The organism is Spirosoma harenae, from assembly GCF_054776975.1.
This window is the reverse complement of the sequence record NZ_BAAHBD010000053.1, coordinates 98,900-113,475: the sequence shown is the minus strand read 5'-3', so window position 1 is coordinate 113,475 and position 14,576 is coordinate 98,900. Positions and strand designations below refer to the sequence as shown.

Here is a 14,576-nt window from a genome sequence, read left to right as displayed (position 1 = left end):
GATATCATTTATAAGATTGGCTTTTAACCGTATCTTTATCAGGTAAATTGCCCAATCGTCATTATAAAATTTGGTATTATCAATGAAAAACTGTACAAATCTATTATTGCTGCTCTTGATGACACCTGCCATACTATTTGCGCAGGCCAAAAAAGGGGCTAAGTCAGTTGATAAGCTTGACAAGTTGAAGCAAGAAGTTGTTGCTTCGGTTGAGGCCAATAGTGTGTTGGCTCAGCAAATCAACGATAAGCTATTCAGTTTTGCAGAGTTGGGTTTCCAGGAAGAAGAATCATTTGCTTATCTGACAGGCCTGCTGGAAAAAGAAGGATTTACGGTCACAAAAGGTATATCAGGTATTCCAACTGCCTGGATTGCTACCTGGGGATCAGGAAAACCGCTCATCGCCATTGGCTCCGATATCGACTGTATTCCAAAAGCTAGCCAGAAACCGGGTGTGGCTTATAAAGATCCGATTGTGGAAGGCGCTCCTGGTCATGGTGAAGGCCACAATTCGGGTCAGGCGCTGAATATTGTTGCTGTTCTGGCGGTGAAAAAGCTAATGGAGCGTGAAAAAATTCCCGGTACACTGATGCTGTGGCCGGGCGTAGCCGAAGAGCTGGTTGGTACCAAAGCGTTCTATGTTCGGGATGGTTATTTCAAAGATGTAGACGCCTGTATTTTCACGCACGTGGGTAATAATCTGGGCGTTTCGTGGGGCGACAATGGAAATAATGGCCTTGTATCGGTGAAGTTCAACTTTGAAGGCCAGGCTGCTCACGCAGCAGGTGCTCCCTGGCGCGGTCGCAGTGCGCTTGATGCGGTTGAATTAATGAACGTCGGCTGGAATTTCCGTCGCGAACACCTTGAGCTTACGCAACGATCACACTACGTTGTTTCTGACGGGGGAGATCAGCCAAACGTAGTTCCATCGAAAGCCGCTGTTTGGTATTATTTCCGCGAACGTACTTATCCCAAAATCAAAAAACTGTTTGAAACAGGTGTAAAAATTGCGGAAGGAGCCGCCCTAATGACCGACACGAAGTTTACTTACGAGATTTTGGGATCGGCCTGGCCTGTACACACAAATAAAGCGATGGCGATGGCTGCCTATGATAATATCAAAAAAGTCGGTCTGCCAACCTGGTCGGAAGAAGATCAGTTACTGGCCCGAGCTTCGCAGTTGGAACTCAATGCGCCTAAAATGAGTGGCTTAGCAACCAAACTAGATTCGATGAGCATGCCAACCTCATCGGCTCCGGTTGTGATGATGGGTGGTCAGGCGATGACATCAATGGGCGGGGGCTCTGATGATATTGCCGATATTTCGTGGTCGTTGCCGACGATTGTGCTTCGGTATCCAAGCAATATTCCCGGCTTGCCGGGCCACCACTGGGCGAATGCAATTTCAATGGCGACGCCAATTGCGCACAAAGGTGTTGTGTATGGCGCTAAAGCCGAAGCGATGACGTTGCTTGATCTGCTAATGAAACCTGAACTGATTAAAGAGGCTTGGGCTTATTACAAAGACGAGCAGACGAAAGATATAAAATACGAACCGCTGATTTCATCTAAAGAAAAGCCCGCGATTTATCTGAATAAGAAAATCATGGACGAGTTTAAGCCAAAACTTTCGACGTTTTATTACGATCCGTCGAAGTACAAAAGCTATCTCCAACAGTTGGGAATTACGTATCCAACAGTCCGTGACGATCAGCGGGAAGCCGTTAAGAAACAACTAGAAAAAGATAAAGCCGCTGAGAAACCCGCAGCCGCAAAAGTTTCATCGTCGCGATCAGAATAGTTCGAAGTCAATAAATAAAAAATCGCCCGGATGCACTGAGTGTCCGGGCGATTTTTTTTTATTATCCTTTCTGCTGTTCCAGATAAGCAATCATCTTGGCTAGCGCTCTGGATCTATGGCTCATGCCGTTTTTCTCCTCAATACTCATTTCGGCAAACGTACGATCATAATCATCTGGTAGGAAAACAGGATCGTAACCAAATCCACCCGTTCCGCGAGGTGCCGCCAGAATCTGCCCTTCGATAAAACCTTCGAACTGATGCTCCACGCCTTGAAGAACAAGCGTGAAAATCGTCACGAACCGGGCTTTTCGGTTCGTGTTATCTGATAGCTTGGTAAGTAGTTTTTCGATGTTTTTCTGCGCATCCCGACTGCCCGAATAATGAGCCGAATCTACCCCCGGCTCTCCATCAAGGGCTTCAACTTCTAAACCCGAATCGTCGGCAAAGCACGAAATACCGAAATGCGTCCAGACATATTCGGCTTTCTGACGTGAATTACCGGGGATGGTCCCAGTTGTTTCCGGTAGCTCATCCGTACAGCCGATTTCACGTAAGGTTTTAATTGTAAACGAGTTGCCGAGTTGACCAGCTACTTCGTCTAATTTGTGTTGATTGTTGGTAGCAAAACAAAGTTCCATAGTACAAAAAAAAGCCGTTTGTAGGGAGAACTACAAACGGCTTATAAAAAAGTAATCGATTAATTACCGACCGGGTTGTGGTTGCGGCATTCCGGGTTGAGCCGGTTGTGGCTGACCTTTCTGAATGTCCATCAGTTCGATATCGAATAGAAGAACCGAATTTGCAGGAATAGCCTGATTGCCACGTGGGCCATACGCCAGCGTCGATGGAATGATTAGCATCGCTTTTTCGCCTTTGTGCAATTGCATAATGCCATCTTCCCAACCTGGAATTACCATACCAACGCCTAACTGAAGTTGGAAAGGTTTCCCTCCAGCTGCTGGATTCGTACGTGAATTATCAAACTCTTTACCATTCAATAAGCGACCCGCATAATGCACTTGTACAACATCGCCTTTCTTCGGTGCTGGGCCAGCGCCTGGTTGTTTAACTACATAATACACACCCGATTCGGTTTTCTGCGCTTTACCTGTCAGGCCATTTTTAGCGATATAATCCTGGATAACCTTTGCGTCGATGCCTTTTTGTTTCTCAAAATCAGCTGCCTGGGTTTTTTTATATTCTTCTTCGCTCTGCACATTCAGCACTTTCACAGCGATACCAATGTCAGTACCTTTGGCTACGCCCGGAGGCAGTGGTTGCATGGCTCGTGTGAAGAGCGAATCTGCGCTGACGTAAAAAGTCGCGCTATCGCCTTTTCCCAACATCGCCAGCCCTTCTTCGTACGATCCTTTGAAGGGGGGGACCTGTAACAGCATTTGGAAAGGCGCTCCTTCTTTATGCGTATCGCGAAGGATGGAGTCTTTGTTGTTCATCAGCGTAAGGTGCATCGTCAGAATATCGCCGACCTTTCCCTTACGTGTTCCTTCTGATTGTTCGTGAATTTTGTACTTCAGGCCGTTATCCGTTACCTGTACGCGGTTTTTACCGCAGGCCGCTACCACAGCGACGATCAGGGCGGCTTTCCCGAAATTTTTAAGAGACATGAGAGATTACTTGGTTTAAACAGTTTCCAGCAACTGTTGCTGATATAAGGGTACTATTGATAAAAGTTTTTGCTCCGTTTCGGCGAGCGATAATTTAGATCGCCCACCAGCCGCATTGCGATGTCCTCCTCCTTCAAAGTGTGTGCCCGCAAGATCACGAACCGAAAAATCGCCGATAGACCGGAACGATAATCGAATTTCATCGACCCGATCAATCAGAATAGCAGCCATTACAACACCTTCAACGGCCAAGGCATAATTAACCATACCTTCTGTATCGCCCGTTTTGGATCGATAGCGCTTTAACTCGGCATCGGTCAGAGTGATATAAGCGAATTTATATTCAGGTAATACGTTCAATTTCTCGTTGAGCACATAACCCAGCAACCGGAATTTATCAATCGATACGTTATCGAAAATACGGCGATGAATCGTGCTGACATCAATACCCAGATCGACCAGTTCAGCCGCCATTCTATGAACGCTGCCTGTTGTGTTTGAGTGCCGAAATGAACCTGTATCAGTCATTAAACCGGAATAAAGGCATTCGGCAATCGGTATATCGATCAGATCTTTATCACCTAGTTGTACAATCAGTCTGAAAATCAGTTCGGCTGTTGCAGCAGCAGAAGGGTCCCACAGCGCCAGATTGGCGAATGATTCCGGTTCAAGATGGTGATCGATCAATACTTTTTGAGCCCGAGCTCGGCGCACCATCGGAGCTAATTCCCGAATTCGATCAAGGCTCGAAAAGTCAAGACAGAAAATGACGTCGGTTTCCTCAATTAACTGATTGACCAACACTCGTGCTTTCTCATCAAATGCAATAACTTCATTATTGCCCGACATCCAATGGAGGCTTTGTGGATAGTCGGTCGGTGTCACAACCGTGACTCGGTGACCTTTTTTGCGAAGGTAGCCCGCCAGTCCCAGCGATGAACCCATCGCATCGGCATCGGGATTCTGGTGAGTGGTAATTAACACGGTTTTCGGTTGTCTGATCAGCGTGCCAATTGCTTCAATATCTTGCATATATAACCAGCCGAAGCTGTAATCGAAACCCAAAAGTACAAAATATTTCTGAAAGCAGGGGGGCAGGGTATCTGACGATGAGCCGTTGGAGTGGTCGGTTTGGAAAACTAGTTGGTCATGTCTAAGCGTATCAGGCGATACAAGTTTGCCGAGTCTCAACCTCTCTTAATTCTCCAACGTGTTCTTATACTGATTGGGAAGATTGAATAGAATGAACGCGTCTCTTTAAGAATGGTTTTTCGATAAAGTGCCAGGATAACACGGCGAGGATAGGTACTATAATTAAAACTAAAGTGGAAACTGCAAATGGATTATATATCTCAAATAAATTATAATGTACAAATAGTTGAATGAGTGTAAAATGAAAAATATATATTCCGTAAGAAAAGTCACCGTATCTGCCAAAATTATTAAGCAACGGAAAACTATATGATATATAAAAAATCAGCCCTGCAAAGGCAAGTGGTCTGAAAATTTCTATACCAAAATAGAGTTCTATAGTTAATAGAATGCAACTTATTATAAGAAATTTGTTTTTATTTGCTATGTAAAAATTATAATAGTAATAGAAAGAAATCCCGCTCACAAAATAAGAAAGAAAACCAGGTAATTGACGGCTTAAAATACTCATCAACGGGTCATTTAAACTTTCGAGGTATGTTTTGTAAAGTATTGAAAAAAATAGACGGCAATTAATAAAATATATTTTCGAGATACTCTATTAATAATAGTATAAAACAAAGCAACAAAGAAATAAAACATAATTTCGACTTTTATTGTCCATAGAGCGCCATTGACAGCACATTGCCAATTTTCGTCAAAAACGCCAGGTAGGCATGGCTGAATAAAGTTTAGAAATGTGAGGTTAGCAAACACATATGTATATAATTGTTTGCTTGTAAAATAATCATGGAGCGATAATCGACTTACAAAGGCAAGACTAATTATGGCTATAAAAACAAATGCCAAATAAGCAGGTAAAATTCTCCGTGCTCTCTTTTCAAAATAAGAAGAAAAATTATGTGTTGAGGCATAGCTTTTCCATATTAAAAAACCACTTACTACAAAAAAAACAGTAGCCCCCATATAGGAATCAAAATACGGCTCTAGAAAAAATAGTTTTGTATTTTTTTTGATAAGTCTATGATATGTCTACACGCAACAACAGAAGCAAAAATAAATCTAAGAAAATCAAAATTATTTTTATTCATGAAAATAATGCTTGGCTGTATGCAGATTCGTAAATAAACAATAGGTATGCTTTATGCTGGCTATTTATGATTTACTAATCTATATAAGCTTTGTGGACTGCTTCAAACAATATTACGCTTTAGAAAATATTGAACTAATAATTATCTGTGTTCCACTAAGATGAGTGCGGCATATATAATGTTGTCTAATAAAACTTAACTCTGGTTGACTTAGGGCCAAGATAAGGTGCGTTTGCGAAATACGACAACTTGTAGAGTGCCATTTATACCAGTTTAGGGATGTTTTCGGTGTAGTGTATGCTCCTAAATGAAAAGTACCTACCTTTGCGCCCAAATAAAATTTGGATATCAATATCCCCTGATGGCAACAAATCGTACATTCACCATGATTAAGCCCGACGCTGTTGAAGCGGGGCATACGGGAGCAATCATCAAACACATTGAAGAAGCTGGTTTCCGGATTGTAGCAATTAAAAAAACGCAGCTAACAAGCGAGCGCGCTGGTCAATTTTATGCCGTTCACCGAGAGCGCCCGTTTTACAACGACCTGCGGACATATATGTCGTCGGGAGCCATCATTCCGATGATTTTGGAAAAAGAGAACGCCGTTACCGATTTCCGTAAACTGATTGGCGCAACCAATCCAGCTCAGGCTGAAGAAGGAACGATTCGTAAGCTATATGCTAAATCAATGGAAGCGAATGCTATTCATGGTTCCGATTCTGACGAAAACGCTGAAATCGAAAGTAATTTCTTCTTCGCCAGTACGGAACAGTACTAATCCGAACCGGGATTTTTATGATTTAACTGACCGACTACGATTTTGTAACTGATGGTAACGCTTCAACAAAGCGGTAAAACAAAATCAGCTTAGTCCGAAAATCCGTTCAATCCCGAGGGGCCGCCCGTGTGGTTCGGAATCAAAGTCAGTCAGTTAAATCATAAAAATCCTGGTTCAGATACTTTCATAATATTTACAAAACTCCTTTAATGCACAGGCGTTGCACCTAGGAGCACGGGCCAGGCATATATAACGCCCGTGTAGAATGAGCCAGTGATGCGCTTTCGGAACATATACTTTCGGGATATGGGCCATCAACGCTTTTTCGACGGATAAGGGGGTAGTAGCTGTTAAGGGAGCCAGACCTAATCGGTGCGAAACCCGAAAAACGTGCGTATCTACTGCCATAGTCGGTTCGTTGTAAACAACGGATAAAATTACATGGGCTGTTTTGCGACCAACTCCCGGTAAGGTCTGCAGTTCTTCCAGGGTAGCAGGAATTTCTCCGCCAAATTTTTCCATTAACGCTTTTGCCATTCCAACCAGATGCCTTGCCTTGTTGTTGGGGTAAGACACGCTGCAGATATAGCTGAATACTTCATCGACAGAAGCTGCCGCAAGGGATTCGGCTTCTGGATACCGGGTAAATAGGGCAGGAGTGATTTGATTAATTCGTTTATCGGTACACTGGGCTGATAAAATGACCGCCACCAGTAATTCGTACGGATTATCGAAATTCAACTCTGTTTTGGGTTCGGGATAGTGCTCTGTGAAATAGTCAATAAAACGCCGAAACCGTTCTTTCTTTTGCATAACATGTAAAAAATAGCGCAGAAAACCGTATAGCCGGAAGCGAATTGACGCTCTACAGAGCTATCAATTCACTTTCGGCTATACGGTTTCAGACCGCGTTGCCTAACAACCGCCACAAATTACGAATGTCGTGTTCGGGCCGGTGGATTTGCGGGATGGTTTTTGGAATAATCCAGAATAGACTGAATCGTATTCGGTCTTGGCTGGCGTTCTATCTTATTCATCAAAGCCCTCAATTCGAGGGATTCGAGGAAGAACGTCATCAATTCCGGTTCCGACATCAGGGCGTCTTCAATGAGCAGGTTTTCCTCTGGCGAGGTCTCCTCATAGACATACCGGATCACATCATCTTGTGTAAAGGTTTTTATCATAACTCGGCGAACGTTTGCTCAGTTGCTTGCGCAGATTGATCAGCGCATAACGCATACGTCCCAATGCCGTGTTGATACTGACGCCGGTTGCATCGGCAATCTCCTGGAAACTCATTTCCTCGTAGTGCCGCATAATGAGCACCTGACGTTGTTGTTCTGGCAATCGCTGGATCAACTCGCGCAAATGCTCGTGTGTTTCTTGGCGAATCTGCATCGACTCAACCGAGTCTTCGGCAAACTCAAGCGTGTTGAACACACTGCTTCCGTCTTCAAACACCACACTGGGGTAGCGTTTATCTTTTCGGAAATAGTCAATGGCCAAGTTGTGAGCAATTCGAATAATCCAGGGTAGAAATTTTCCCTCCTCGTTGTATCTACCGGATTTAAGCGTGTCCACGGCTTTAATAAACGTGTCCTGCATTAAATCTTCTGCTATGTACTGATCTTTTACAATCAGATAAATAGTGGTATAGATCTTCGATTTGTGCCGTTGCACGAGTTTGGCAAAGGCTTTTTCATTACCACGGATATACAGGGAAATCAACTCACTGTCGTTTACCTGGGCTTTTTCCATTTTCAGTAAGACAATTAGGTAACGTAGAGTTGTGTTCCGATAGTGTATGAGGGGGTTATGTTTTTTATATTCTTACCGTGATCCAGCCTTGAAGATACTAAACTTTTCTGTTTAAATCCAAATAAACAGTACAAAAAATCTGCCAAACAATAGCTTTTTCCTTTAAAAATTCTATTTCCAACAAGAAAAAATACTGTAAGTGTTTCTTCTTGCCAAATATAGCTTATTCGGAGAATTAATTGTACTTACGTTTGAATGCATATGTATAGATTCAATTTATAGGCCAACCGTTTAAAAAAGAGATTAATTTTTTTTGCGTTGTAAAGTAAAGGGATATTTACCGGATAAAAGCTAATCGTAGGGTTAAATTAATTTGGTTACTTAGAAGTTCGCCACCTTTATACGTTGTGTAAAATATACCTATGTATAGGCAATACCTTGATTTACTTTACTAAATCCTTATTTTCGTACCGATATCACGTTTAATGAGATGATTAAGCGATAAGACAGCGCGCATATATCCGCTTTACTTTTGTGAGTATTATTCTATGAGGTCGGTCTGGATTGGATTGGTGCTGCTCGGCGGGTATATAACCTGCCTGGCTCAGCCATGCCCAAAATTACCAGAACTGAATTTTGACCGGCGCACTGACGCAGCTTATATGGACAGCTTGCTGACGTTGGGACGAACCCATCGACAAATTGCTGACCGATTACCCCGGAGTCGAGTTAATGATACGCTGCGATTAGAAGGTATACGCTTTATGGCCCTTGTTTTCAAGCAGATGCGAGGTGTACAGCGCGACAGTAGTTTCCTATATGCAAAGAAATTGGAAGAGCAATCGTTGTTGTATCACAATGACCTCTACACTGTTCGGGCAATGATGCTACAGGAGTTTTACATCCGAACCATCAAAGCAGATTACCCTTATGCACTCCAAATCAATCAACGGGCATCTGAATTATGTAGGAAATTGCCCCGTGAAAACTCCCCTCGTTGGCAGGTGGAGATGAATATGGGCGACATCTATATGCTCTTGAAAGAGGATGACAAGGCGTTGATGAGCTACCAGCATTCATTGACGTCACTTAGTTTCAATACATCCTTAACGCCTAAAAACCGTCAATTGCTAACCAGTCAGGCGATTGCTCAGATTGGAGAGATATATGAGAGCAGAGGACAGTATGAGCAGGCAAGGCAACAATACGAAACAAGTCGACAAATTGCACTAGATACCCATTCGCAGATAAACCTTGCCTATGCTGATGAGCGATTGGGTGATTTTTTCATCAGCCGACGGCAACCCGAGCGAGCGATTAAGGTATTTGAAGAAAGTTTAGCCGTCTGGACCCAATTAAAGGATATGATCGGACAGGCTGCTGTTTGGGCAAGGTTGTCAGAGTCCTATACGCTAACTAGTCAACCGAAATTGGCTATTGAATTTGGTGAAAAGGCAATTGTTGTTGCGAGGGAGTCTGGCAATACGCGCTTACGGCAAATGGCAAGCCAGTCTTTATATCGAGCTTATCGGCAAGCTAATCAACCCGTTCAGGCGTTAAACATGTATGAAGAATACAGCATGCTTCGTGATAGCTTGACCAATCTTAAGCGTATCGATGAATTATCGGCTGTACAAAAAAAATATGATGTCAATCAGGTTCGAATTGCTGCTGAAAAAGAGCGGTTTATCCAACAGCAACAGTTACTGAATGTACGTCGACAAGCGGAACTGGAGCGGGTTCGGGCTGAGTCGGAGCGGGAGCAATTGGCGAGCGAAACCCGGATGAATCACCTAAAGCAATGGATTGAAACTGAGCGATTGCGGGCCGAATCGCAGAAGAGCCGGTTGGAGCAACGAGCGCATATAGATAAACTCAGTCATGATATTGAGCAAGCCAGTTTACTGCGGATTGTATTGATTGGCGGGCTGGCGATGCTGTTGGGATTCCTGGCTGTATACTACCGAAAAAATCGGCTGATTAATCGTCAGAAACTTGAGATCGAAGCGCTGAATTCCGATTTGGAGGATAAAGTATTAGCCCGAACAGCAGAATTAAAACTCGCTAACGATCAACTTAGGGCTAAAAACCGTGAAATTGAAGAAGCCTTGTTGCGGGGACAAACGCTTGAACGGAAGCGAATGGCGGCTGATCTACACGATAGTTTGGGGGGATTGCTGGCTGCTATTAAAACTAGTTTATCCGCCTTAAACCCGGCGAAGATGGGTGATCGGGAACAGCAGATTTATCATAATCTACTGAATATGAGTAAAGAAGCGTTCGCTGAAATTCGTTACTTATCGCACAATCTTCAACCAGACGAATTAGAAAAACAGGGTCTGTCAGAAGCATTGACGCGTTTGGTTCATAAGCTCAATATCAGTCAGAAAATTGAGTTTCATTTAGAGAACGCTGAATTACCGCGTCTAGGAAAAACTGCTGAATTCAATCTGTATTCGATTTGTATCGAATTGTGCAGCAATATCATTCGGCACTCGCAGGCTACTGAAGCAACGATTCTGTTTAAACGGTTCAATAATGAACTGAATATGATTGTGAAAGACAATGGCTGTGGCATGAATCCAGCCGATGCGTCAGGTATGGGACTGCATAACATTCAGGCGCGAATGGATCTGATTCAGGGTCGTTACGAAATTCACTCAGGCCCAAGCGAAGGAACTACCTTTATTTTTATCCTACCCGTATTACCAAATCTAGCCACGGCCTGAGTTGCTATTGTACTTTTCCTTCGACTAAAAACTCATTTTTATCGAAATAAGGAAGTTTCTGATAGCCCGATAATTTATAATGTTGCACACGCCACTGTTCTCCCTTAGGCCCGCTTTCGAGTAACAGATTACGCTTTGATGTGTAAAGCGGATTGCTGGTATATAAGCTAGCTTCAATCCGGCGGGGCTGGCGAGTTAGAGAATCTAGTTTTACAAAGAGGGAACGAACAATTAAATGTTCGGTTGAATCTTTCAATAAATACTGATAGGTGAGGGAATCAGGGCGAATAATCTGATAGCTGCCCTGAAGTGCAGGTTTATTGATATCAGCCTGTGTAAATAATTCCAGTTCACGCTCCCAGTTAATATCGTGGGTAATTTGCTGATTCTGTTTCTCATTGATCGCCACCGATTTATTAACAAGCGGCTTTTGATCTGACAGATCGGCAATCTGCCGTTTGACAAAGCTTAAAACATCGTAATAAATGGCTGGCTGAGTCTGTTGAGTGGAATCGGTACAACTGCTGAGTCCCAGCGAAGCAAGCAAGAGAATGGAAAAAAAAAGGCGCATAAACAAGACAAAATGGCCCAGAGCGGCAAGGGCTTTATAGTACCACCAACACGATTTTTTGCAAATCGGTTTGGGTAATCAAATTCTAGCCCAAATTTGCATTTTGTTTCGAAGAAAGGTGTTATATGTGTGAAGCAAGGTATGTTAGCGCTCTATTATCTTTCTTTCTGAGTCTTTTGTCTGTCTTTATAAGTCGTCTTTTTTTCTAATTCTATGGAATACGATGTTATTATGATTGGTTCGGGGCCCGGCGGTTATACCGGGGCTATTCGTTGTGCGCAACTGGGCCTAAAAACCGCCATCATTGAGAAATACCCAGCTCTGGGTGGTACCTGCCTGAATGTAGGCTGTATTCCGTCCAAGGCATTGCTCGACTCAACGGAACATTATTACAACGCAGCTCACACGTTTGCTGAACATGGTATCAAGCTCGATCATTTGGAGGTCGATTTGGCGCAGATGATTGCCCGGAAAGCAAGTGTTGTTGATCAGACGACCAAAGGAATTACCTATCTGATGAAGAAAAACAAGATCGATGAGATTCATGGCGTCGGTTCGTTTGTTGATCCACATACTATAAAAATTACCAAATCCGATGGTTCGGAGCAGACCATCACGGGCAAGAACATCATTATTGCAACCGGCTCGAAACCATCGTCGTTTCCATCAATGCCGATTGATAAGAAGCGAGTTATTACCTCAACGGAAGCTTTAACCCTTAAAGAAATTCCAAAACATCTGATTGTGATCGGTGCTGGGGTTATTGGTGCTGAACTCGGCTCGGTTTATGCTCGAATCGGAGCCAAAGTGTCGTTCGTTGAGTTTGCCGATTCGATGATTCCGACCATGGATAAAACGATGGGTAAGGAACTTCAGAAAGTCGTTAAAAAACTCGGTGCAGATTTCTATTTCAGCCATAAAGTCACGAAGGTTGAAAATAAAGGTGATGAAGTAGTCGTAACGATGGATACGCCGAAAGGTGAACAAACCACGCTCACTGGTGATTATTGCTTAGTTTCGGTCGGTCGTCGTCCGTATACGGATGGCTTAAATCTGGAAGCCGCTGGCCTGAAAACCGACGAACGTGGCCGTATTGAGGTGGATGAGCATTTGCGTACGAGCGTTTCACATATTTACGCGTTGGGCGATGTTATTCGTGGAGCTATGCTGGCGCATAAAGCTGAAGAAGAGGGTACGTTTATTGCCGAAACTATTGTAGGGCAGAAACCCCATATTCATTACCGTCTGATTCCAGGTGTAGTGTATACCTGGCCAGAAGTTGCTTCGGTCGGATACACGGAGGAAGAAGTGAAAAAGGAGGGAATCCCCTATAAAGTCGGTTCATTTCCGTTCAAGGCGTTGGGCCGCGCGCGGGCGAGTATGGATGTGGATGGATTGGTAAAAGTGTTGGCACACAAAGAAACCGACGAAATTCTGGGTGTTCACATGATTGGTGCTCGTGCTGCTGATATGATTGCTGAAGCCGTTACGGCGATGGAATTCCGGGCATCAGCCGAAGATGTGTCCCGCATGTCGCACGCTCACCCGACTTATACAGAAGCGTTTAAAGAAGCTTGTCTGGCCGCAACGGACAACCGAGCCATAAACATATAATTGAATAGAAATACAAAACGCCCGACTGCTGTGAAGTAGCCGGGCGTTTCTGTATCTTGCCTTTTTAACCAATACAACCATCTTGGATGAAAAAAACAATTACACTTCTTCTAAGCCTGATCGTAGGGTATAGTTACGCCCAGAACGCTGACTCTGTGACGATCCGAAAGATTTATAACGAAGCACTCTCGAATGGGAAATCCTACGAATGGCTTCGATATTTAACCAAGAAAATAGGCCCGCGATTGAGTGGCTCGGCCGGAGCGCAAAAAGCTGTTGACTGGACCAAACAAGTGATGGAGCAGCAAGGCTTCGACCGGGTGTTTTTGCAGGATGTGATGGTGCCACATTGGGTACGCGGTGCAAAAGAAGAAGCTTACATCCAGAACGGAAAACTGAAAATTACGGTACCAATTGCGGCCTTGGGGGGCTCAATAGCAACAGGGCCTAAAGGTGTTTCGGCAGGCGTTATTGAAGTCAAAAGCTTTGCGGAATTGCGGGCAATGAGTCCTGATAAGGTGAAAGGGAAGATTGTTTTCTATAATCGCCCGATGGACCCCAATAAAATCAATACGTTTGAGGCCTACGGCGGGGCCGTTGAACAGCGGGCTAATGGAGCTACTGAAGCCGCTAAACTAGGCGCTGTTGGCGCTATTGTCCGCTCGATGACCACGCTTCACGACGACCATCCGCACGTTGGTGGTATGCGCTATGCTACGGGCGTTGCGCTGATTCCAACAGCAGCTATTAGCACAAATGGCGCTGATTTATTAAGCAAGTCGTTGCAGGAAAACCCAAACCTGACATTTTATTTCAAACAGAACTGCGAAACGCTGCCTGATGCGAAATCCTATAATGTAGTTGGAGAAATCAAAGGGAGCGAAAAACCCGACGAAATTATTGTCGTAGGTGGACACTTAGACTCCTGGGATTTGGCCGAAGGCGCTCACGATGATGGAGCCGGTTGTGTACAGTCGATTGACGTACTGCGTATTCTGAAATCATTGGGTATCAAACCGAAGCGTACGATTCGTGCCGTTATGTTCATGAATGAAGAAAACGGACTTCGTGGGGGTATTCAATACGCTGATCTGGCGAAAAAAAATAACGAGAAACACATTGCCGCTGTTGAATCCGATAACGGTGGATTTACTCCGCGTGGGTTTGGTATTGTGGGTACGCCCGAGCAACGGGCGAAAGTGGCACCCTGGAAACCGTTGCTGGCACCTTATGGTCTGGCTGAAATTGGTGCGGGTAGTGGAGGAGCTGATATTGGTCCACTAGCGCAATTAGGAACGGTTTTATTTGGCTTCAAGCCCGATTCGCAACGCTATTTCGATTACCACCATACCACCATTGATACCTTTGAAGCCGTTAGCCAGCGGGAACTTGAATTAGGTGCTGCATCCATGGCATCGCTGGTGTATCTGCTGGATCAGTATGGGTTGTAAC

Annotated in this window: 13 protein-coding genes; 5 read left to right on the top strand and 8 right to left on the bottom strand. The window is 44.1% G+C overall.

What is annotated here, in order from left to right; translation table 11 throughout:
- Positions 1-82: 82 nt before the first annotated feature.
- Positions 83-1,801 carry an amidohydrolase gene (locus ACYVE4_RS32165; RefSeq protein ID WP_461044531.1) on the top strand — a complete coding sequence of 573 codons (1,719 nt, stop codon included), beginning with the start codon at positions 83-85 and terminating at the stop codon, positions 1,799-1,801.
- Between the two features lie 61 nt (positions 1,802-1,862).
- Here ACYVE4_RS32165 and rdgB read toward each other — a convergent pair whose 3' ends face one another.
- From rdgB to ACYVE4_RS32145, 4 genes are all read right to left on the bottom strand, one after another.
- Positions 1,863-2,441 carry an RdgB/HAM1 family non-canonical purine NTP pyrophosphatase gene (rdgB, locus tag ACYVE4_RS32160; RefSeq protein WP_461044530.1) on the bottom strand — a complete coding sequence of 193 codons (579 nt, stop codon included), beginning with the start codon at positions 2,439-2,441 and terminating at the stop codon, positions 1,863-1,865.
- Positions 2,442-2,504: 63 nt separating this feature from the next.
- Positions 2,505-3,428, bottom strand: coding sequence for an FKBP-type peptidyl-prolyl cis-trans isomerase (locus tag ACYVE4_RS32155; protein ID WP_461044529.1), 924 nt, complete (start codon positions 3,426-3,428; stop codon positions 2,505-2,507).
- A 15-nt stretch (positions 3,429-3,443) separates the two neighbouring features.
- Entirely contained in the window at positions 3,444-4,460 is a 1,017-nt protein-coding gene (locus ACYVE4_RS32150; RefSeq protein WP_461044528.1) for a DHH family phosphoesterase, read from the bottom strand.
- 642 nt (positions 4,461-5,102) lie between these two features.
- The gene (locus ACYVE4_RS32145) at positions 5,103-5,597 is read right to left on the bottom strand and encodes an acyltransferase family protein (RefSeq protein WP_461044546.1); all 495 of its coding nucleotides are present in this window, start codon (positions 5,595-5,597) and stop codon (positions 5,103-5,105) included.
- A gap of 435 nt (positions 5,598-6,032) precedes the next feature.
- Here ACYVE4_RS32145 and ACYVE4_RS32140 point away from each other — a divergent pair, with 435 nt between their 5' ends.
- On the top strand, positions 6,033-6,452 hold the full coding sequence (locus ACYVE4_RS32140; RefSeq protein ID WP_461044527.1) for a nucleoside-diphosphate kinase: 420 nt from the start codon (positions 6,033-6,035) through the stop codon (positions 6,450-6,452).
- 174 nt (positions 6,453-6,626) lie between these two features.
- Here ACYVE4_RS32140 and nth read toward each other — a convergent pair whose 3' ends face one another.
- From nth to ACYVE4_RS32125, 3 genes are all read right to left on the bottom strand, one after another.
- Positions 6,627-7,265 carry an endonuclease III gene (nth, locus tag ACYVE4_RS32135; RefSeq protein ID WP_461044526.1) on the bottom strand — a complete coding sequence of 213 codons (639 nt, stop codon included), beginning with the start codon at positions 7,263-7,265 and terminating at the stop codon, positions 6,627-6,629.
- Between the two features lie 119 nt (positions 7,266-7,384).
- A complete protein-coding gene (locus tag ACYVE4_RS32130) occupies positions 7,385-7,636 on the bottom strand; it encodes a hypothetical protein (RefSeq protein WP_461044525.1) in 252 nt (83 codons plus the stop codon).
- Positions 7,611-8,210 carry an RNA polymerase sigma factor gene (locus tag ACYVE4_RS32125; RefSeq protein WP_461044524.1) on the bottom strand — a complete coding sequence of 200 codons (600 nt, stop codon included), beginning with the start codon at positions 8,208-8,210 and terminating at the stop codon, positions 7,611-7,613. The genes ACYVE4_RS32130 and ACYVE4_RS32125 overlap by 26 nt, the downstream gene beginning before the upstream one ends.
- 548 nt (positions 8,211-8,758) lie before the next feature.
- Between ACYVE4_RS32125 and ACYVE4_RS32120 the strand changes: the two genes are divergently transcribed.
- Positions 8,759-10,939 carry an ATP-binding protein gene (locus tag ACYVE4_RS32120; RefSeq protein WP_461044523.1) on the top strand — a complete coding sequence of 727 codons (2,181 nt, stop codon included), beginning with the start codon at positions 8,759-8,761 and terminating at the stop codon, positions 10,937-10,939.
- 4 nt (positions 10,940-10,943) lie between these two features.
- Here ACYVE4_RS32120 and ACYVE4_RS32115 read toward each other — a convergent pair whose 3' ends face one another.
- The gene (locus ACYVE4_RS32115; RefSeq protein WP_461044522.1) at positions 10,944-11,510 is read right to left on the bottom strand and encodes a hypothetical protein; all 567 of its coding nucleotides are present in this window, start codon (positions 11,508-11,510) and stop codon (positions 10,944-10,946) included.
- A gap of 213 nt (positions 11,511-11,723) precedes the next feature.
- Between ACYVE4_RS32115 and lpdA the strand changes: the two genes are divergently transcribed.
- Together lpdA and ACYVE4_RS32105 are read left to right on the top strand one after the other, a co-directional pair.
- Positions 11,724-13,124 (top strand): dihydrolipoyl dehydrogenase, encoded by a 1,401-nt coding sequence (gene lpdA / locus ACYVE4_RS32110; RefSeq protein WP_461044521.1) that lies wholly within the window; start codon positions 11,724-11,726, stop codon positions 13,122-13,124.
- Between the two features lie 86 nt (positions 13,125-13,210).
- Complete coding sequence (locus tag ACYVE4_RS32105) at positions 13,211-14,575, top strand: M28 family peptidase (protein WP_461044520.1); 1,365 nt, start codon at positions 13,211-13,213, stop codon at positions 14,573-14,575.
- The last annotated feature ends 1 nt before the right edge of the window (position 14,576 follow it).

Bases quoted from the DNA above. Each gene is read 5' to 3' on its own strand.
- ACYVE4_RS32105 (WP_461044520.1), top strand. From the start codon at position 13,211: ATGAAAAAAACAATTACACTTCTTCTAAGCCTGATCGTAGGGTATAGT.
- ACYVE4_RS32140 (WP_461044527.1), top strand. From the start codon at position 6,033: ATGGCAACAAATCGTACATTCACCATGATTAAGCCCGACGCTGTTGAA.
- ACYVE4_RS32120 (WP_461044523.1), top strand. From the start codon at position 8,759: ATGAGGTCGGTCTGGATTGGATTGGTGCTGCTCGGCGGGTATATAACC.
- ACYVE4_RS32115 (WP_461044522.1), bottom strand. From the start codon at position 11,510: ATGCGCCTTTTTTTTTCCATTCTCTTGCTTGCTTCGCTGGGACTCAGC.
- ACYVE4_RS32150 (WP_461044528.1), bottom strand. From the start codon at position 4,460: ATGCAAGATATTGAAGCAATTGGCACGCTGATCAGACAACCGAAAACC.
- ACYVE4_RS32125 (WP_461044524.1), bottom strand. From the start codon at position 8,210: ATGGAAAAAGCCCAGGTAAACGACAGTGAGTTGATTTCCCTGTATATC.
- rdgB (WP_461044530.1), bottom strand. From the start codon at position 2,441: ATGGAACTTTGTTTTGCTACCAACAATCAACACAAATTAGACGAAGTA.
- lpdA (WP_461044521.1), top strand. From the start codon at position 11,724: ATGGAATACGATGTTATTATGATTGGTTCGGGGCCCGGCGGTTATACC.
- ACYVE4_RS32155 (WP_461044529.1), bottom strand. From the start codon at position 3,428: ATGTCTCTTAAAAATTTCGGGAAAGCCGCCCTGATCGTCGCTGTGGTA.
- ACYVE4_RS32165 (WP_461044531.1), top strand. From the start codon at position 83: ATGAAAAACTGTACAAATCTATTATTGCTGCTCTTGATGACACCTGCC.
- nth (WP_461044526.1), bottom strand. From the start codon at position 7,265: ATGCAAAAGAAAGAACGGTTTCGGCGTTTTATTGACTATTTCACAGAG.
- ACYVE4_RS32130 (WP_461044525.1), bottom strand. From the start codon at position 7,636: ATGATAAAAACCTTTACACAAGATGATGTGATCCGGTATGTCTATGAG.